This window comes from Pedobacter suwonensis, assembly GCF_007833675.1.
Lineage (GTDB): Bacteria > Bacteroidota > Bacteroidia > Sphingobacteriales > Sphingobacteriaceae > Pedobacter > Pedobacter suwonensis.
This window is the reverse complement of sequence record NZ_CP031708.1, coordinates 4,038,444-4,057,793: the sequence shown is the minus strand read 5'-3', so window position 1 is coordinate 4,057,793 and position 19,350 is coordinate 4,038,444. Positions and strand designations below refer to the sequence as shown.

14 protein-coding genes and 1 pseudogene are annotated in these 19,350 nt (G+C 37.6%); 8 read left to right on the top strand and 7 right to left on the bottom strand.

Annotated features, from left to right (window positions below; genetic code table 11):
• The 6 genes and pseudogenes from DV942_RS16705 (at window position 1) to htpG (ending at window position 9,150) form a co-directional block, all read left to right on the top strand.
• A pseudogene (locus DV942_RS16705) lies at window positions 1–3,110 on the top strand (efflux RND transporter permease subunit).
• A gap of 28 nt (window positions 3,111–3,138) precedes the next feature.
• Window positions 3,139–4,422, top strand: coding sequence for a TolC family protein (locus DV942_RS16700; RefSeq protein WP_244950726.1), 1,284 nt, complete (start codon window positions 3,139–3,141; stop codon window positions 4,420–4,422).
• Between the two features lie 157 nt (window positions 4,423–4,579).
• On the top strand, window positions 4,580–5,443 hold the full coding sequence (locus DV942_RS16695; protein ID WP_244278870.1) for an N-acetylglucosamine kinase: 864 nt from the start codon (window positions 4,580–4,582) through the stop codon (window positions 5,441–5,443).
• Window positions 5,444–5,550: 107 nt separating this feature from the next.
• Window positions 5,551–5,943, top strand: coding sequence for a response regulator (locus tag DV942_RS16690; RefSeq protein WP_090498477.1), 393 nt, complete (start codon window positions 5,551–5,553; stop codon window positions 5,941–5,943).
• 103 nt (window positions 5,944–6,046) lie between these two features.
• Window positions 6,047–6,787 (top strand): DUF4241 domain-containing protein, encoded by a 741-nt coding sequence (locus DV942_RS16685; RefSeq protein ID WP_145859389.1) that lies wholly within the window; start codon window positions 6,047–6,049, stop codon window positions 6,785–6,787.
• Between the two features lie 476 nt (window positions 6,788–7,263).
• Window positions 7,264–9,150 (top strand): molecular chaperone HtpG, encoded by a 1,887-nt coding sequence (htpG, locus tag DV942_RS16680; protein WP_222431118.1) that lies wholly within the window; start codon window positions 7,264–7,266, stop codon window positions 9,148–9,150.
• Window positions 9,151–9,288: 138 nt separating this feature from the next.
• Here the strand turns inward: htpG and DV942_RS16675 are convergent, their stop codons facing one another.
• Window positions 9,289–9,786: a type I restriction enzyme HsdR N-terminal domain-containing protein gene (locus tag DV942_RS16675; RefSeq protein WP_090986709.1), complete on the bottom strand. Its 498-nt coding sequence runs from the start codon at window positions 9,784–9,786 to the stop codon at window positions 9,289–9,291.
• A 21-nt stretch (window positions 9,787–9,807) separates the two neighbouring features.
• On the bottom strand, window positions 9,808–10,182 hold the full coding sequence (locus DV942_RS16670; RefSeq protein ID WP_090986711.1) for a hypothetical protein: 375 nt from the start codon (window positions 10,180–10,182) through the stop codon (window positions 9,808–9,810).
• Between the two features lie 375 nt (window positions 10,183–10,557).
• Between DV942_RS16670 and DV942_RS16665 the strand changes: the two genes are divergently transcribed.
• On the top strand, window positions 10,558–11,301 hold the full coding sequence (locus tag DV942_RS16665) for a LytR/AlgR family response regulator transcription factor (protein ID WP_090986714.1): 744 nt from the start codon (window positions 10,558–10,560) through the stop codon (window positions 11,299–11,301).
• Window positions 11,302–11,539: 238 nt separating this feature from the next.
• On the opposite strand, the gene DV942_RS23560 is transcribed toward DV942_RS16665, so the two are convergent.
• Entirely contained in the window at window positions 11,540–11,689 is a 150-nt protein-coding gene (locus DV942_RS23560; protein WP_159435287.1) for a hypothetical protein, read from the bottom strand.
• A 52-nt stretch (window positions 11,690–11,741) separates the two neighbouring features.
• Entirely contained in the window at window positions 11,742–11,891 is a 150-nt protein-coding gene (locus DV942_RS23555; RefSeq protein WP_159435288.1) for a hypothetical protein, read from the bottom strand.
• 145 nt (window positions 11,892–12,036) lie between these two features.
• On the opposite strand from DV942_RS23555, the gene DV942_RS16660 reads away from it, so the two are divergent.
• Entirely contained in the window at window positions 12,037–13,152 is a 1,116-nt protein-coding gene (locus tag DV942_RS16660) for a sensor histidine kinase (RefSeq protein WP_145859387.1), read from the top strand.
• On the opposite strand, the gene DV942_RS16655 is transcribed toward DV942_RS16660, so the two are convergent.
• From DV942_RS16655 to DV942_RS16645, 3 genes are all read right to left on the bottom strand, one after another.
• On the bottom strand, window positions 13,149–15,947 hold the full coding sequence (locus DV942_RS16655) for a lantibiotic dehydratase (protein WP_145859385.1): 2,799 nt from the start codon (window positions 15,945–15,947) through the stop codon (window positions 13,149–13,151). The genes DV942_RS16660 and DV942_RS16655 overlap by 4 nt on opposite strands.
• Window positions 15,948–16,268: 321 nt before the next feature.
• Complete coding sequence (locus tag DV942_RS16650) at window positions 16,269–18,269, bottom strand: OmpA family protein (RefSeq protein WP_145859382.1); 2,001 nt, start codon at window positions 18,267–18,269, stop codon at window positions 16,269–16,271.
• Window positions 18,270–18,340: 71 nt separating this feature from the next.
• Window positions 18,341–19,342 (bottom strand): PorP/SprF family type IX secretion system membrane protein, encoded by a 1,002-nt coding sequence (locus DV942_RS16645; RefSeq protein ID WP_145859380.1) that lies wholly within the window; start codon window positions 19,340–19,342, stop codon window positions 18,341–18,343.
• Window positions 19,343–19,350: the final 8 nt, after the last annotated feature.

The window sequence follows — 19,350 nt, the reverse complement described above, 5'->3', positions numbered from 1 at the left end:
ATGAGTATCTCTACCACGAGTATAAAAAGGCCGGTGCTGGCCATTGTGATGAACCTGTTAATTGTTCTTTTCGGGATTATAGGTTACACTTTTTTGGGTGTCCGTGAGTACCCTTCCATTGATCCGACCGTAGTTTCAGTAAGAACCTCTTACCCCGGAGCCAACGCCGATATTATTGAATCACAAATTACCGAACCTTTAGAAAAATCGATCAATTCTATTGATGGGATCAGAAATATCTCTTCATCAAGTAACCAGGGAGCAAGTAATATCACCATAGAGTTTAACCTCGATAAAAATATTGAAGAGGCCGCAAATGATGTACGTGATAAAGTATCGCAGGCAGCCAGAACTTTACCTAAAGACATTGACGGATTACCGGTAGTGAGTAAAGCCGATGCCAACTCCGATCCGATTTTATCGATGACGATACAAAGTGATAAACGGAATACCCTTGAATTAAGTGATTTTGCCGAAAACGTAATTGCTGACCGGATCCAAACCATTCCCGGCGTTAGTAGTGTGCAAATCCAAGGGCAAAGGAAATATGCCATGCGTATCTGGATGGACCCGAATAAGCTCAGTGCTTATGGCTTAACCTCACAAGATATTGTTACGGCCTTAGATAATGAAAACGTGGAACTCCCATCAGGAAAAATTACCGGGGCTACCACTGAACTAACGGTTAAAACTTTAGGGAAACTCACCAACGAAAGTCAGTTTAACAACCTAATCTTAAAAGCCGACAGCAACCAGGTGGTTAAACTGAAAGATGTGGGTTTTGCAGTTTTAGGACCAGAAAACGAAGAAACCATTTTACGCGAATCGGGTAAACCGATGGTGGCCATCGCTATTATCCCCCAGCCGGGTGCTAATTACCTTGACATCAGTAAAGAGTTTTACAAACGTTTTGATAAGTTAAAAGCCGATATACCGCAGGATATTAAACTAAAAGTGGCATTAGATAATACGCTTTTCATCAAGCGTTCGGTAACCGAAGTAGCTGAAACAATTGGCTTATCGCTGGTATTGGTAATTTTAATCATCTATCTCTTTTTCAGGGACTGGGCCATCGCCTTCAGGCCATTGATTGATATTCCTGTATCATTGATTTTTACCTTCTTTATCATGTATGCCTTTGGCTTTTCTATAAACGTACTAAGTTTATTGGCCATTGTACTGGCTACGGGCCTGGTGGTAGATGATGGTATTGTAGTTACCGAGAATATCTTTAAAAAGGTTGAAGAAGGGATGTCGCCATTTGAGGCAGCCATTAAAGGATCCAATGAAATCTTTTTCGCGGTAATTTCGATTTCCATTACCCTTGCAGCCGTATTCTTACCCGTAATCTTCTTACAAGGCTTTGTTGGTCGTTTATTTAGAGAGTTCGGTGTAGTAATCGGTGCTGCAGTATTGATATCTGCCTTTGTATCGCTTACTCTAACACCGATGTTAAATGCCTACCTGATGAAAAAAGGGGGCATAAGCCGTCTAGATTCTACAACTGGACAGAACCCTATTTTGTAAAATTGAATGATGCATACGGATCGAACCTGAATAAATTTTTGGCTAAAAGATGGCTTTCTGTGCCGATTATATTAGTTTGTATGGGGCTTATTTTCCTTTTCTGGAAGATATTACCGAAAGAAACTGCCCCATATGATGACAGGAGTGCCATCAACATCAACGTATCTACACCGGAAGGCGCTTCATTTGCCTACACGGATAAGTTTATCATGAAGCTGAATCAGTTGGTGATTGATTCTGTTCCTGAAAAAAATGTGAACATTACCATTACTTCGCCAAGTTTTGGCGGCTCTGGCGCGGTAAACTCTGGGTATGTACGGATGGGCCTTACCGATCCGGAAACCCGTGAGCGTTCGCAAAAGGAGATTGCAGATATGCTTACCCGCGTAACTAAAAAATATACAGAAGGAAAAACCATTGTGAATCAGCAACCTACCATCTCAGTAGGACGCCGTGGTGGCTTACCCATCAGCTACATTATCCAGGCTCAAAATTTCGAAAAGCTACGTGAGAAAATTCCATTGTTTATGGATGCTGTAGCCAAAGACCCCACATTTACCGTTTCGGATGTGAACCTGAAATTTAACAAACCCGAAATTAACCTGACCATCGACAGGGATAAAGCCAAAAATTTAGGTGTTTCTATTTCGGCCATTGCCCAAACCCTGAACTTAGGGTTGAGCGGACAAAGGTTCTCGTACTTTTTTATGAATGGAAAACAGTATCAGGTAATTGGGCAGTTTGACCGGGGTGATAGAAAAGATCCATTGGATTTAAGTTCAGTTTACGTACGTAACGACAAAGGGGAATTGGTGCAGCTTGATAACCTGGTAACCGCCAAAGAAGAAAGCAGTCCGCCGCAGCTGTACCGTAATAACCGCTTTATTGCCGCTACCATTTCGGCAGGTTTAGCACCGGGCAAAAGTATTGGTGAAGGTATAGAAGCGATGGATGCCATTTCAAAAAAAGTATTGGATGAGACTTTCTCTACTGACTTAGGTGGAGAATCGCGCGATTTTAAGGAGAGTTCTTCCAATACCGTTTTCGCGTTTGGTTTGGCCCTGCTTTTGGTTTATTTAATTCTTTCTGCGCAGTTTGAGAGTTTTAAAGATCCGGTTATTATAATTTTAACTGTACCAATGGCAGTTGCGGGGGCATTTTTATCGCTCTGGTTGTGTGGCCAAAGCTGGAATATCTTCAGTCAGATCGGTACCATTATGCTGATTGGTTTGGTAACTAAAAACGGAATTTTAATTGTAGAGTTTGCCAACCAGCTTAAAGAAAAAGGTATTCCCATCCCAGAGGCCATCAGGGAAGCTGCGGTTTCGAGGTTACGCCCAATATTAATGACCAGTTTGGCCATTGCCATTGGTGCCTTACCTATTGCGCTCGCATTGGGTGCTGCGGCAAAAAGCAGAATGAGCATGGGAACCGTTATTGTAGGCGGAACTTTATTCTCTTTGGTATTAACCCTATTTGTAATACCGGCCATTTACTCTTATTGGGCAAAACCTTACCGGCCCAATCAAGAATTAAAAGAAGCACATCGTTTTGAACAGGAAGCTTTACACACAGAAGAATAAGATGAGCAAGAAATTAAAAATATTTATCATGCTGATAAGCTTATCGTTTTCAGGTTTTGCACAAGAAAAATTAAGCCTGAAAGAAGCCATCACTATTGCTTTACAGCACAATTACGACATCAAAATCAGCAAAAACCAGATCGATATAGCAAAGAACAATGCCAATATTGGCAATGCCGGTATGCTACCCAGTATAACCGGAAATTACACCAATGGCGGAAGTATCCAAAATACCAGGCAAAGTCCTGTAACTGGTCCTGATCGGGTAATTACCGGTGCTAAGAGTACCAATAACAGTTATGGTGCAGAATTAAACTGGACCATTTTCGATGGCTTTCGCATGTTTGCCAATTACGATCGTTTAAAGGAATTACAAAAACAGGGTGAATTAAATTCTCGCTTAACCATTTTAACTACTGTTGCTGATGTAATTGCAGCCTATTATGATATTGTAAGACAACAACAACTGGTTAAAGCAGCGGATAGCGCCATGGATGTTTCGGTATTGCGCACCAATATTGCCAAAACGAAATTACAGCTTGGACGTGGTTCTAAACTGGACGTGCTGACCGCACAGGTTGATTATAATACGGATACATCAAATTACCTGCAAACCAAAAATGCGCTGCAGATCGCTAAAGTTCGCTTAAACCAATTAATGGTTAGGGACATTGGAACCACTTTTTCTGTTGCTGATAGTATTGATGTAGACAAAGGCATCTTATTTAGCAAGATGGCCGAAATGGCTGAAAAGCAGAACCCTGACGTGCAGAATGCATTTATCAATCAACGCATTGCTTCTTTGAATTTAAAGTCTATCCGTGGGGCCCGTTATCCGGCAGTTAGCCTGAACTCGGGTTACAGCAGGGCAAACAGTACCAGCCCCACGGGTTTTAACCAAAAATTTGCGGCCAATGGATTTACCTATGGCGTTACAGCAAGTATCAATTTATTTAATGGCTTTTTACAGCGTCAGCAAGAGCGCAATGCCAAAATCGAGATCGATAATTCGATTCTTAACCTGAACAAAACCAGATTGGATGTGAATGCGCAGTTACTTGCTGCCTATAAAAATTATAGTACTTATCTTGATCTGATTAGATTAGAACAGCGGAATGTAGATATAGCGAAACAGAATTTAGATATTACTCTGGCAAAATACCGTTTGGGCAGCATAGCTCCGTTAGAACTGAGAGAAGCACAGCGTAATGCCATCGACGCGCAAAACCGTTTCATCGAAATGCAATATCAGGCAAAAATAGCCGAAAACACTTTAAAAACAATTAGCGGAAGTGTTGATTTGCTGAACTAAATAGTTTCAATCCCTTGCCAAGAGCAATCAAACATAAGGCATACTATCAAACTTTCTAAAATACAGCCATATCTAAAACGGTGCTAGTAAGCTTTAAAAGAAGTAACGAAATTATTTCAAATATAAAATGCTATAATTAATTTTTATATTTAGGGCCATGATACTTGTTGCAGATAGTGGCTCATCAAAAACCGATTGGATGGGTTATCATAATGGCGAAACCATTAAATTTAATACCCCTGGAATAAACCCATATTTTTTAAGTGAACAAGAAATTACCAAGCTGATTTCCAAAAACGAATCCTTATTGCAATACGCCGGTGAGGTGAAAGAGATTTACTTTTTTGGAGCTGGTTGTTCTTCGCCAGATAAACATGAAGTGGTTTCAAACGGTTTATCAGCTGTTTTTAGCCGTGCTTTTATTTCTGTAGACCACGACCTTCTGGGTTCAGTATATGCTACCTGTGGAAGCGCCGAAGGCTTAAACTGTATTTTAGGTACCGGATCTAATATCTGTTATTTTGATGGCAAAAAAATTCATGATGGTCACCATGGTCTGGGCTATGTTTTAGGTGATGAGGGCTCTGGCACCTTCTTTGGAAAAAAGGTGCTCCTAAGCTATCTGTACGGAAAAATGCCATCAACATTGGCAGCAGAATTTAAAAAATCCTTCCCTGCCGAAAAAGAGCAGATTATTACCAATGTTTACCAGAAACCTTTCCCCAACATCTACCTGGCAAGCTTTAGCCGCTTCATGGCCAGCCACAAAGACCACCCTTTTATTCAGGAAATATTAAGAAATGGCTTTCAGGAATTTGTAGATACGAACGTTAAAGACTATCCCAGATACAAAAACGTACCTTGCCATTTCGTAGGCTCCATTGCCTATTATTATCAGGATGAACTCATTTCGGTATTACAGGAAAACGGCATCGAGGCTGGCAAAATTTTACAAAAACCAATAGATGAGCTGTTTAGTTTCATCTTAAACAAAGAGGGCATTGCACAACAGGCCAGTTAAGTTAAAATATACATTTACATCATAATTTGTTAAAATATGCTTAATATGGTAAACATATCCGCGCAAACTTTTGTTATACTTTTAAAAGCATATAATTGCACACACATATGAAGAGAATATTGGTAGTAGATGATGATATTGAGGTTTTAGAAACCATACAATTGATCCTGGAAATTGGAGGGTTTAAAGTTTCGGCACTAAATGATGGTGAAGAAATTTTTAACAGAATTGAAAAATTCAGTCCTGATTTAATCTTACTTGATATTTCTTTAGGGCATATAGATGGCCGTGTATTATGTGAACAGCTAAAATCTATTGAAAGCACTTCTAAAATACCTATCCTGCTTATCTCCGGCTTATACGATCAAAAAGATTTTACAACCTTAAATTATGGTCAGGATGATTTTTTATCAAAACCTTTCCAAATGGATGTATTGCTAAAAAAAATCACTAAAATCTTATCGCTGGAAGAAGATAAGCCAAGTTTTCTTTTAAATTAAACTCATTCAGATTTAAAATATTCAGCCAAGAAGATCTTAAATTTTCTTAGCTTCTTTATTTACAGCACAAAAATCACCTCTCAAAAAAATTAACCTGATCTTAATGATACCAAGCAATGAATGGTTAAAAACCTGGAACGAGAAACGCGCATTATTAACCTGCCCCAACAACTTGAACGATTATTTTGAAGAAACAGCTGTGGCTGGCAAAAAGATAGATCGCCTTGAACTGGGAAGTGTATCTATCCCTACAGGAGAAATTCTGGTGAGAGATCCCCTGGTATATATCCAGAAAAATGCCGAGCCATATTTGATTAAGGTTCCTATTGGTGAATTTCCGGTAACGGCGGCTGTTATTATTCCTGACGACGATGATTGCGCGCGGTATACTGCCGTTAAAGTGCAGTTTACAGCTTATGATGCCATTCGCTTTGAAGAAGCATTAATTGGCACAGAAAATCTGATTGATTTTAATGAAGGTGAATTTTTCGGTTTTAATGTGGATGCAGGCTTGGCTTGTGTACTGGATAAAGAAACTTTAAAACATTTCTGTACGTTTCAGGATAAATTTCATAACGAACATCCAGGTAAAAACCTCTATGATGACTATTTCGCTGCACTTTTTGCAGCCAGCTATTCTGAGAACCCTGATTACCAACGTAAAGACGGTGATTGGATTAACTGGAAAATACCAGAGACTAATTATCATATTCCATTTTTTCAAAGTGGCTTTGGTGATGGCACTTACCCGGTTTATTATGGTTTTGATATAGAAGGTAATGTATGTTCACTGATTATCCAGTTTATAGATATTGAATTGGCCTATAGTGAAGAAGAGCAGTAATAAATACTTGTTGTCGGTGGGCCGTAAAAACCATGGTATTAAACTAACAAAAACTGAGCTTAACTTAAAATAAAGACGATAGAATCGGCGCCCTGAGTGGAAACCGCTCCTATTAGCACAAACACCAAATGATCTAAACCCGATGGCACGAATGCCCCCGATTTTTCATCCAGGGCAGAAGATACAGCGGGTTAAGATGAATTGAAATACAGGTTTTGCGTTTCAAATCATAGTTTAAATTGTATAACAATAAAAACGAATAGTGTTCTGAGGACACAGACTCCGGAATCACATTAAATTTCTACTGCGTTGCACTTCGTTCGAAGTGCCGATCGTCTTGAATCTTTACTAAAGAAATTAATCATTCTTTCTCCATCTCCCATTTTCCATCTTACATCTTACTGTCATTTTGGCAAACAAATTCTTTTGGAACAACCCTTGATATGCAGGATGTAGATTAAACAATTTATTTACATATGAGCATACAGGAAAAAGGAAATATTTCTATACATACTGAGAATATTTTCCCGATAATTAAAAAGTTTTTATACTCTGATAACGAAATTTTTCTTCGTGAATTGGTTTCTAACGCAGTAGATGCTGTTCAGAAAATTAAAAGACTTGCTTCATTAGGCCAGTTTAATGGCGAAGTTGGCGCACCGTTAGTACAAGTTGCGGTTGATAAAGATGCAAAAACCATTACCATTAGCGATAATGGCCTGGGAATGACGGCAGAGGAAATTAAAAAGTACATTAACCAGGTTGCTTTTTCTGGCGCAAGTGAGTTTGTAGAGAAATTTAAAGATGCGAAAGATGCCAACGAAATTATCGGTAAATTCGGTTTAGGTTTCTATTCGGCTTTTATGGTTGCTGATCTGGTTGAAATTCAAACTTTATCTTATCAGGATGGTGCTGAGCCTGCCCGCTGGGTTTGCGATGGAAGTACAGAATTTGAAATTACAGCAGGCACTAAAACTACCCGTGGTACAGATATTATCTTACATGTAAACAAAGATTCGGAAGAATTTTTAGAAGAAAGTAAACTGCAGGAAATCCTTAACAAATACGCTAAATTTTTACCGGTTCCAATTAAATTTGGCACTAAAACCGAATCGGTAGAAGACGGTACCGATGAAGAAGGCAAAACTAAATATAGAGATGTTGAAGTTGATAACATCATCAATACCACTAACCCGATCTGGACAAAGGCGCCTGCAGATTTGTCAGATGAGGATTATTTAAAATTCTACCGTGAACTATACCCATTTAGCGAAGAACCATTATTCTGGATCCACCTGAATGTTGATTATCCTTTTAATTTAACCGGCGTACTGTATTTCCCTAAGTTGAAAAACGATTTCGAAATGCAACGCAACAAAATTAAATTATACTCCCGCCAGGTATTTATTACCGATGAGGTTAAAGATATTGTTCCCGAGTTTTTGATGTTATTGCACGGTGTAATCGATTCTCCTGATATCCCTTTAAATGTATCACGTAGTTTCTTGCAGGCCGACAGCAACGTTAAAAAAATCAATAACTACATTACTAAAAAGGTTGCAGATAAATTAAGTGAATTATTTGCTAAAGATCGTAAAGCCTACGAAGATAAATGGAAAGACATTGGTCTTTTTGTTAAATACGGCATGATCAGCGAAGAGAAATTTTACGATAAAGCCAAGGACTTCGCCTTAGTTGGCAATACTAAAAATGAGCTTTATACACTTCCTGAATATAAAGAAAAAGTAACTGCATTACAAACGGATAAAAATGGAAATGTTGTGTATTTATACACTAACGACGCTGCAAAACAAGATGCATTTATCCAATCAGCCAATAAAAAGGATTATGATGTTTTGGTGTTAGATTCGCCGATTGACAATCACTTTATTAATCAACTGGAGCAAAAATTAGAAAAAACATCAATTAAACGGGTTGACTCTAGTGTGGTGGATAAATTAATTGAGAAAGATGAGCAGAACGAGCATGTTTTAAGTGAGGATCAGGTGAAAGAAGTAACCACTATTTTTGAAAAAGCCATTACCAAACCTGGCATGCATGTAGAAGTTGTAGCTTTACATCCGGATGAGTTACCAGTTACAATTACCATGGACGAATTTATGCGCAGGATGAAGGATATGGCTGCAATGGGAGGCGGAATGAACTTTTATGGTCAAATGCCCGACAATTACAAAGTTGCCATTAACGGAAACCATAAATTGGTAGGAAAAATTTTAAATGCTGAAGGAGAAGAGCAGCAAAACCTGGCTAAACAAGCAGTAGATTTAGCGCTTTTGGCGCAAGGTATGTTAACCGGAGCAGAGTTAACTGCTTTTGTAAGCAGAAGTGTAGAATTAATATAGTTTTATTATACTATCATTTTCAAGGGAGAAATCGGATCGGTTTCTCCCTTCTTTTTGATATAAAGACACAAAAAAAGTCCTGATCAGATCAAGACTTTTAAAGCATTTTCGAGAACGCCTAAAATAGTTTTAATAGGCTTAGCCAGCTGTTACAACATTTACTTTTTGATCTACATTAAAATAATCTTTGTGATCTTCGATCATTTTTGCAATGATAGCCGCTTTGGTATCGGTTATTTTAAACTCGAACAAAGGCTCTTGATTTTTCTTTGATCTCACCATTTTCTCCGTATAAAAGCGGTACACCAAACCATTGGTCAATAAACCATATTTGGCTTTTGTTTTACGGAAGTATTTAGATAAGCGCGAATCGTGAATATCCAAATTGTCATTGTGGTGTTTACATTCAACCAGAATTGTTGGCTCACCATCTTTCATAATGGTATAATCAACTTTTTTACTCTTTTTAACTCCGAAGTCTAGAACAGCGTCAGATTGAACCTCAGAAGGATCAAATCCTAAGATTTGGATAAAAGGCATAACCAACGCATTCCTTGTTAAATCCTCAGATTGAACTTGCGGAAGCATTTTCTTAATTCTTACGGCAAATTGCCCGATTTCGTCTTTCAATTCCATATTGTTACCTATTATAGATAGTTAATTTTTTAAATGATACTGGTTGAATACCGAATTTGCTGTAGCGATAATCTGATCTAAGCTTTGTTTATCAAAAAAGTTTCTGTCCAACATATCAACCATATAAGTCAATTTATTGATGTCATTTGTTTCCATCTTAAACTGAAAACTTCTCATACCATCTTTTATTGCCTGTTGTACATAATTACGTACAACCAGGAAAGATTTCCTGAAGGCATATTCACGCTCCAATTGGCCTCTAACAGGCTGCTGTCCGTTAAGATTGCTATATTCATTTTGCATTCTCTGGTACATGTCTGAGTTAATTCCTTGATTTTTCAGAATCCCCTTATAGTAGATCTTATTAAGTAAATATTCGTATTCGTTGTTTTTCATTTGGAGGATGGGTAGATGTAGGGAATATTTATTTGGTTTTCCGGTATTTCTTTTTTTAGGTTTTCACTATCAAACCCAGTATTGTATGGCCTGTTTTTAATATTATTATCTACAGGCTACACAAGATTGGGCAGGCAGATGTTTTTGCAATTAGTAACTTTTAACTACTAATCATTTGTTTTTGGCAAACAGTATAAAGATTATAAAAAGAAGAAGCGCTGTTAATTTTTTTACATCAACCACCCGGAATATTACACGAAACCCAGGTTTTCAATAGACAAAACCGGGAGATAAGTTTTTTTAAGGCGCAATTGTTAATTCAACTCATTTTTATTTAACTTGCATTCAAATCAAATAAACCCACAAATTCTACACATGAATCTAAAATGCGTTGTTATAGACGACGAGCAACATGCAATTGAAGTATTAACTGACCACATTGCAGAAATGCCTGGTTTAACTGTTTTTAAAACTTTTACCAGTCCTGTCCAGGCACTTACCGAAATAAGTATCGAAGACGAAATTGATTTATTATTTATGGATATTGATATGCCAGGAATAAACGGATTAGAACTGGCCAAAAATATCAGGGAAAAGGCGAAGTATCTGGTTTTTACAACTGCGCATCCCGATTATGCCCTGCAAGCATTTGATGTACAATCAGATCAGTACCTATTAAAACCTATTTCATTTGCAAAATTTGCATTAGGTATTGATCGGATATTAAAGAAGGAATCAAACAATAGCAACAAGGCAACAACAAAAGAAGCTGATCAGGTTGCCGCCCTTTATATTAAAGGCGACCACAAATATGCTTTTTCAAATATTGCTATTGATGAAATACTTTATATCAAAGCACTACAGAATTATATACAGATTATTACAAAATCTGAGATCCACACCACATACCTTACGCTGAAGGAAATTGAAAAGGCCCTGGAAAATCATGCATTTATCCGTGTCAATAAATCAAATATTGTTGCCAAGGCAGCAATTAAGAAAGTAGACGGAAATATAATCAGGCTCATCAATAACGAGATGATACAAATAGGAGAAGGTTACAAAGAGGCTTTCTTCGCCTATGTACAGAGTAGTTTATTAAAATCGAACCGAAATTAATACCCTTCTGGTTTCTCACTAATAGGATAAGTGATGAAGTTAAGAGACTACAATCCAAAGATGAAGCTAGTCATTACGGTGTGACTTTGGTCTCCTGTTGGGTTAGTGGAAAAGTTGTTTTTGGATTTAACGTTTTTATAAACAAAAACAGTCTTTTTAGCAAGTTTGCCTGTGTGCTGAGCTTTCATGGTAACGATGTTTAAATATGATGATATAATATTGAATATCTTATTAAGAATTAAAATTCGATAATAAAGCTGGTCATTACCGTGTGGCTTTGATCTCCTGTCGGATTAGTAGAGAAGTTGTTTTTTGCTTTAACATTTTTATAAACAAAAACAGTTTTTTTAGCAAGTTTTGCAGCAGAATCAGTGTGTTGAACTTTCATGATGATGATGTTAAAAATGATGAGTTAACTATTAAAATGAGTTATTTTGAAATTAAAATTCGATAATAAAACTAGTCATTACCGTGTGGCTTTGATCTCCTGTCGGGTTAGTAGAAAAGTTGTTTTTTGCTTTAACATTTTTATAAACAAAAACAGTTTTTTTAGCAAGTTTTGCAGAAGGATTGGTATGTTGAGCTTTCATAATATATAGTATTTAAATTTTTGTTATTATCGTTGTGATTAATTTTCTGTAAAGATGCACCGCAAAATTAGCCCCAACTACTTTTTTACACCAACCCCTGTTTTTGGGAGATAAAAACCCCATTTTAATAGATTAAAAGAAAAAAATGAGCTTTTTACATTTAAAAAAATTCTACGAAAAGTATAAGTTTCACTTATTGGTATGGAGTCTTTATATCATTTATGAAGTATTTATTCTGGGTTTAGCTACCCATAGATTCAGAGAACCCGGAGCTTACCTGTTAGTTTATATTGTTAATATTTTTACCTTTTACGTGTACGGTTTTTTTCTAAAAAAAATGCTCAAAACCGGATCCTTTCCCATAAAACTTCTTAAGATTGCCGCCCTTATTGCCATAATCATTTTTGCATACGTTGTTTCTACCTTTCTGCTTATTATTTTGTTTGAGCAGATCAGGTTAATTGAAATAAATCCATCTAGATCGTTTAACATGGAATTTATACTTCCATGCATTTATCGCTCCATATTATATATTGGTTATTCAACCGGCTACATATACGTTGTTAAATCATTTCAGGATCAGAAAAAATTCGAAGCCTTAGAACGGCAGAATCTGGTTACACAGATAGAAAAGCAGGCTTTGGAAAATGATCTTGTTCAATCGCAAAACAATTATCTGCGTAGCCAGATCAATCCACACTTCCTGTTTAATACCTTAAACTTCATTTATAACGATGCCCGCAAAAAGGCGCCTATGGCGGCTGATGCCATTATGAACCTGGCAGAAATGATGCGTTATGCGCTAAAACGCCCATCAGCATCAGAGATGGTTCCGCTGAGTGAAGAAATCGAACAGATCGAACACCTGATCAACCTCCATAAGCTCCGTACAGCTAATACCATTAATCTGGAACTTAAAGTAACAGGCGATATGTTTGGGCTAAGATTTCCTCCGCTTATTTTATTGACATTGGTCGAAAATATATTTAAGCACGGAAATGTTTCACACTCTACCCAGCCGTCAATTATTAAAATTGCTTACGAAAATGACAAGTTGAATATCAGTACCATAAATATGATTAATGATAATAATGGCAAACAGACAGAAAGCCATCATGTAGGTATTGAAAATGTTGGCAAACGTTTAAGTAATTTTTATGGCAATGATTATGTATTCAAGTATTATCAAGATCCGCTTAACCGTTATATTACTGAAATAGAGGTAACGGTAAATAATCCATTGGCCAAGCTAAACCGTTAAGTTCTTGTCGCATTTTGGCGCTGGATATCCTTTAGCAGAAAATAGTACATCACCATTTCATGTGTTCGCTGATCTTTGTTGAAAAGCCGGTTTACGTGCATATGCATTAAATCGGTCAGTAACTTTGGTGCATTTTCCGCGCCACATTGTGCAAGGGTTTTGATAAACGAATCAGAAAAAGCAGTAAACCAGTGCTCCTGTTCTACAGTTAATGCTGTCCATTCGGTTTTCCGAAATTCCTGGTAATGAATATTTAATTGCTTAAAATCGGCTGCATCCAACCTATGCTCTTCATTAAAGTTATCAGACATTAACCTCACAATCTTACTGATGGCCGAATTATCGATTATGTTAGATTTAATAACCTTAGAAAACAAAACACTGCATAATCTATATTTATTAAAATCATCGGTCTGCGTTTCTAAAAGCGATAATACAAATCTACTGTCTATACCAAAGTGCTTCTCTACATCTTCGATTATATTACTGCCATAACGTTCCAGTTCGCGCTTATACGTTTTAAGTTGCACATCTGACACGAAACCCGAATTTACAAACACTTCCAGATCGTCCATCAACTTTGCTATCAACAACTGCCCACCATTTGGATTGTTGAGTTGAACCCTAAACCTAATGTGGTTTCCATTTTCGTTGTAACGAATAAAAAACCATGATTTTACCTGATCTGCATAAGTAATAAGGAAGGGGGCAATTACTTGCATCAAAATCTCATCGCTCCTTTGCTGGTGGCAATAAATTTCGAAATACAGCCATTCTTTACCTGGCAGAAAAAAACGGGTAACACCTTTATCTGCGGGTGTTGTAGCCAAACGACTATAAATTTGTTCGCCATGGCTGATGCTTAAAACGAACTGTGCGAAATAGGGCTTAGCAGCTTCATCAACCACAATACTATTTTCAGGCATTATCACTTCTTCAACGTAAGTATTGCCCTGTTTGTGCACATACTGCAAAAACGCATTTATATCATCGTCGTTGTTTAAGGCAAAGCACAAGGTCTGATCAGACATACCGGCTTTAAAATATTCACTTATGCCTAAATTTTTGAGGTATGATCTACAATCGGTGATGGAGAGCAATTTTTGACCGGTACCCAATAGCGCTTCTTTTTTAATTTTCCATTTATTGCTGCTTAAAACAATATTCTGATATTGCAACCTTGGGTAGTAGTCAAGATCAGGAATAATGGCATCAAGCGGAAAGGAAAGACTGGTTTGCAAGCCCTGATGCTGCAAATCGCATAATAGCCTAAATACAGAAAGGTCTGAACGGATATAATTATAGGCAGAGGCCATTCTTGGCACCAACCTTTTATTTAATTGCCTGGAGCGAAGGATAATCTCCGTACCCTTAACTGAAATTTGTATATCATTTAATGCAAGTGGAACAGATGAGGTATCGAAATTTAAAATTGACAACTGATGCCCATAGATTAATTTCCGCCGGTTTACATTATCTACATTAGCTTCTACCATATAAGCCACATCAAAAAACAAAACATCGGGATTTGCCTCTTGTTCTGCAGCGGCAATGGCTTTTGCATAATTTGCTACACTTTCATCAGCCATGGTAAACCTTCCGCTTAAGGCGTTGGATGTAACTCCACCAATCTGTTCTACAAAAATCAGGTCATCATGAACCGACATGACCATGCTAAATGAGTTAGGTAATGGCACCAGCTTCTGATGCTGTGGTAAATCAAGTTTGTTCAGATAAATAGTTTTATCTTTTTCAAATCTCTGTTCGGCAAGATAACTTTTTAATGTTGTTTTCAGATTTTCTGTTTCTTCTTTTTTAGCCGGCTTATTAATGAAACGTGTTATAAAACCGCTGTTTTGACCGGCTTGCTCCAATTCGTCGTAGCCTACGCCCATTTCAGGGTCTAGCGCCAATAACAACGGTACTTCCTGATCTTCGAATTTCTTCTTAAACCTATTCCGAAACTGATCAAGGGCACCATGACCTTTTACCGGCATGATGTTATGTAACATACTGATCAAACCCGGAACAGACTGAAGCAAACGGTCATTGATGCATCCGGATACAGCTCTACGTTGCGCAATAAGGTATTTTGGCAGGTCTTCGGTGGCGGTTAGTCCCAAACGTTCAAAATAATCATCTCCTATAATATTGGGGTCGTAGTTGGTAAAAATGAGCTGCAAATCATGCATATCCTGCAGCAAGCCAAAGAAATTTTGCGTTTCAGTATCAGTTAAGCTTAGTTGGCTTAGTAAATCATTAAGTCTGATCGGCTTTAGGCAGGCAGCCAATATCTGTTGTACAAATTCGTTCTGATCCAATTCAGCCAGCTCAAAAACACCATCAGTGCAGGCAATATAACGGATACTATCCGATGTTAAATAATAGCTGCTGTTACTAAATAGCAGGCAGTTCTTTTGCAACAAATCTTGCAATGGCAGTTGAATATTATTCTTGTATGGCCAATCGATCAGCTCACGTATTTTCTGGTCTTCATCAATTACGATCCTGCTTTCAGATGGCTTTATGGCATTGTTTAGCAAACTGAAACCAGCAAACGTTCCATAAGGAGTCGACCGGAATTTTGCACGGTTAAAATATTTCCAAATGGTAAAATAAACCTTAGGCGGAAGATCATGGAGTTCGTTTGCCTTTACTTCTTTGATGGTTTCGTAAAAAGCAGCTGAAGATATGGAGATGGCAGACTTCAATTCCTCCCAACAATCTACCAGCTCGGATTGATATGAAAATTTAGGGGTTCTAAAAATTATGGTTGGTTGAATAGTCAGCTTCATTGCATTAAAAAGATAAGCCGAAAATTACAAAGATTAATTCAATTATTAATTTTCAGTTTAGAATTGGAGACGATCTGTTTCATTATTGATTTCAAAAAACAACATCTGCAGGGATAATGAGCATTGAGTTTATAATTATTTTTTGTTCATGGCGGCTCGAGCCTGAAACAATTTATTGCAAAATGGTAATCGGAAACTGTAACTTTTATAAATAGTAGATTGAAGATCCTACGCATAATCGCGTGGCTTACCAATAAATCAGGTGGCACAAAAAAGCCATCTCTATTTCAGAAAATGGCTCAATTGGGATGATAACAAGTATTATTTTTTAATTACTTTAAACGCTGTTCTTCTGTTTTTTGCCCTTCCTTCAGGATTATCTTTTTTCTTGCGCTTTACAATAATTTCATTCGGCTCAATAGGCATCGATTCTCCGTAACCTTTAGAAGTCATTCTAGCCGCAGCTATTCCTTTACTTTCCAAATAATCTGTACATGATTTTGCTCTTCTGTTCGATAAGTCCAGGTTGTACTCTTCTGTTCCGATATTATCGGTATGGGAACTCAATTCGATTTCCATTTGCGGATTATCTTCCATAATCGGAATGAGGAAGTCTAATACTTTTTTGGAAGGCTCTGTAAGTTCTGCACTGTTAAATTCATAATAAATATTCTCCAAGGTTATGGGTATGCCCAGTTTAAAAGGACTCAAACAATATTCTTTATCAAGCAGGGTATCTGCTTTTGCCAACTCCTCATAAAGATAGTTTTTAGTAACCGCGAAATAATTATCTTTTGCAAAAAGTAACTTGACCGGTCTTTTAGAGTCTACTTTAAACGTATAAATACCGTCAGAACCTGTAATCATCTTTTGCGATCCTTCTGCATTGGTCAAAGTTACATCGGCATCTGCCAGCGGTAGCCTGGTTTTACAATCAGTTAAAAGACCGGCTATAGAAAGGTATTCTTTTTTCACTTCAAATACTTCCAGACAACAAGATGATTCGCGATCAGAACTAATGTAACCTTTGGTTCCTTGATCATCACTAGCGGTAAAGTAAAGATCATCTTTTGACGAATTGAATGGATAACCCAGGTTTTTTGGCTTAGACCAGTTTACCAGATCTCCTTCTGACTCAAAGAAATCGAGGCCACCAAAACCAACACGCCCATCGGTACTGAACAATAACTTTTTAGTTAGCGTATTATAATATGGCGCACGTTCATCATCTGCGGTGTTAATGTCAGGTCCAAAATTTACCGCCTGACCTAATGAACCATCTTCGCGGATGGCACAATACCAAAGATCGAATTTGCCGTAACCGCCACTTCTATCAGATGAAAAAAGCAGGAATTTACCATCGCTGGTAACAAAAGGCTGTGAAGAGTTGAAATCTTTACTATTTACCTGTAAACCAACCGGCTGTGGATCTGACCATTTTTCACCGGCTTTCCTTGACGAATAGATAGCATATTTTTCTTTATCCTTCCAGGCGGTAAAGTACATGGTATTTCCGTCAGTCGTAAAAGCAGCTGCAGCGATTTCAATATTTTTAGGGAAATTGATATCTACTTTTTTTACGTCAATATCAGCCGAACTGAGTTCTCCTTTAGTCGTATAAATGTTATTCATAAATGGATTGGCTTTAGTTGATACCTGAATTTCTCCGGTAGCTGTTTTAACCATATCTCTTTTACTTCCTACTGTAACCGGGCGGGATGAGGTGAAATATAATTCACTATTGATTTTAACAGGTGCATAATTAGAGCCCAGGCCATTTATACCAGCTGGAACTTTCTTAACCTGTATCATACGTGGGAAACGCATTTCTTCAATCGCAAACTTGCATGATTCTATTTCCTTTTTGGCATCTTTAGTTAAAGGATCTCCAGGATTTTTCTGGATGAACTGCTGAAAAGCATCAATAGCCTGGTTAAATTTTTTATTTGCCCTTAAGCTCTCGGCATAATAAAATAATGCCTTTTTGTAACGTGTATTGGTAAAGGTTATGGCAATAGCATAATATTTTTCAGCATCGTTAAATTCCCTATAAAGCCTGCTGGATTCCGCAAGATTATATATCGACCCTTCATAATCTTCTATCACCTTCTCATCAGTTGCCGATTTTCTTTCCTTGCCATAAGGCAAAACAACCTGACTGCTATCTCCAGTAATTTTTAATGCTTTTTTATAAAAGGTAGCTGCAGCATAATAATCCTTATTCTCGAAATAAGTATCTGCCACCTTTTTATAATTTACCACATACTGTGCGTTTGCAAAACCGCCAAATGCCAATAAAAAAAAGAATAATATTTTTCTCATCTTTCTAAACTTGTTTTCAATAGTGATAAAACCGTCATGATTCCAAGTCATAACCATATTATCCTGAATAATTATAAACGTGGACAAAAGAAATTCGGACCAATTATACCATTACGGCCTATAAGCGATATCGAGAGTTCTAAACCACCATTACTGTTTGATGCACGATTAAAGGAAGAGGTATTTACGTCATAACTTAACCCGAAAACCATGTTTTTTAACTGTAAACCAACAAAAGCAATAGCTGCGTCTTTAATACGGTAGTTACCCCCGAACAAAATATTAGCGGATGGATTGACATTAAGTTGTGCATAAGCACCTAACGACACTTCGTTTGTATTACCTTGATACATGAACAAGGCATTAGGTACAATATCCAATAGCTCTGACGCCCTGATGCGCGCACCACCATGTCCGGTAAAACGTACCGGAACTCGTGAGTTTGTACCCGAGAAACGATCCATAGGCCTGGTTAAATGTGCCGCACTTGCACCAAGGAAAACGTTAATGTTTTTGTTGGGATCGCCATCAAAAAACATGATACCGGCGTTTACGTCAGGAACCAAAGATGATTGAGATGAAAGTGTTTCTCCACTCATCATGCCTCCATCGTAACCCGTAATCGGATTAAACTGGTTACCAAACCTGGCCTGGGAGAAATCGAAACTACGGTTAATGATACCAGCCTGTAAGCCAAAGCTCACCATCTGCAGTCCTTCGGCACCAAACCTTAAACGGTACGAACCTGATACCAAAGCAGATAAATAGTTAAAATCCAACTCTCCCGCCCTTTGATTTAAAATGGTTGCACCAAATGCGAAGTTCTTTTTTGGAGCCATATCGAAAGATGCGCCGCCGGTTAAAAAAGAGCTGTTTAGTGCACCCCATTGTTGTTTAAAATTTACAGTTGCACGGTAATCGCCATCTATTACCCCGGTTAAGGCGGGGTTTAGGTATAATGGGTTTGCATAATATTGTGAAAAATGCGGATCAGTTTGTGAAAAGGACTTAGCTGTAAACAGCAACGATACCAGTACTGCAACATATATTTTTAAAGCCGATAGTATTTTCATGGTCTTTG

Excerpts from the sequence above, each read along its gene's own strand:
- DV942_RS16700 (WP_244950726.1), top strand. The coding sequence starts at position 3,139 with ATGCTGATAAGCTTATCGTTTTCAGGTTTTGCACAAGAAAAATTAAGC.
- DV942_RS16695 (WP_244278870.1), top strand. The coding sequence starts at position 4,580 with ATGATACTTGTTGCAGATAGTGGCTCATCAAAAACCGATTGGATGGGT.
- DV942_RS16690 (WP_090498477.1), top strand. The coding sequence starts at position 5,551 with ATGAAGAGAATATTGGTAGTAGATGATGATATTGAGGTTTTAGAAACC.
- DV942_RS16685 (WP_145859389.1), top strand. The coding sequence starts at position 6,047 with ATGATACCAAGCAATGAATGGTTAAAAACCTGGAACGAGAAACGCGCA.
- htpG (WP_222431118.1), top strand. The coding sequence starts at position 7,264 with ATGAGCATACAGGAAAAAGGAAATATTTCTATACATACTGAGAATATT.
- DV942_RS16675 (WP_090986709.1), bottom strand. The coding sequence starts at position 9,786 with ATGGAATTGAAAGACGAAATCGGGCAATTTGCCGTAAGAATTAAGAAA.
- DV942_RS16670 (WP_090986711.1), bottom strand. The coding sequence starts at position 10,182 with ATGAAAAACAACGAATACGAATATTTACTTAATAAGATCTACTATAAG.
- DV942_RS16665 (WP_090986714.1), top strand. The coding sequence starts at position 10,558 with ATGAATCTAAAATGCGTTGTTATAGACGACGAGCAACATGCAATTGAA.
- DV942_RS23560 (WP_159435287.1), bottom strand. The coding sequence starts at position 11,689 with ATGAAAGTTCAACACACTGATTCTGCTGCAAAACTTGCTAAAAAAACT.
- DV942_RS23555 (WP_159435288.1), bottom strand. The coding sequence starts at position 11,891 with ATGAAAGCTCAACATACCAATCCTTCTGCAAAACTTGCTAAAAAAACT.
- DV942_RS16660 (WP_145859387.1), top strand. The coding sequence starts at position 12,037 with ATGAGCTTTTTACATTTAAAAAAATTCTACGAAAAGTATAAGTTTCAC.
- DV942_RS16655 (WP_145859385.1), bottom strand. The coding sequence starts at position 15,947 with ATGAAGCTGACTATTCAACCAACCATAATTTTTAGAACCCCTAAATTT.
- DV942_RS16650 (WP_145859382.1), bottom strand. The coding sequence starts at position 18,269 with ATGAGAAAAATATTATTCTTTTTTTTATTGGCATTTGGCGGTTTTGCA.
- DV942_RS16645 (WP_145859380.1), bottom strand. The coding sequence starts at position 19,342 with ATGAAAATACTATCGGCTTTAAAAATATATGTTGCAGTACTGGTATCG.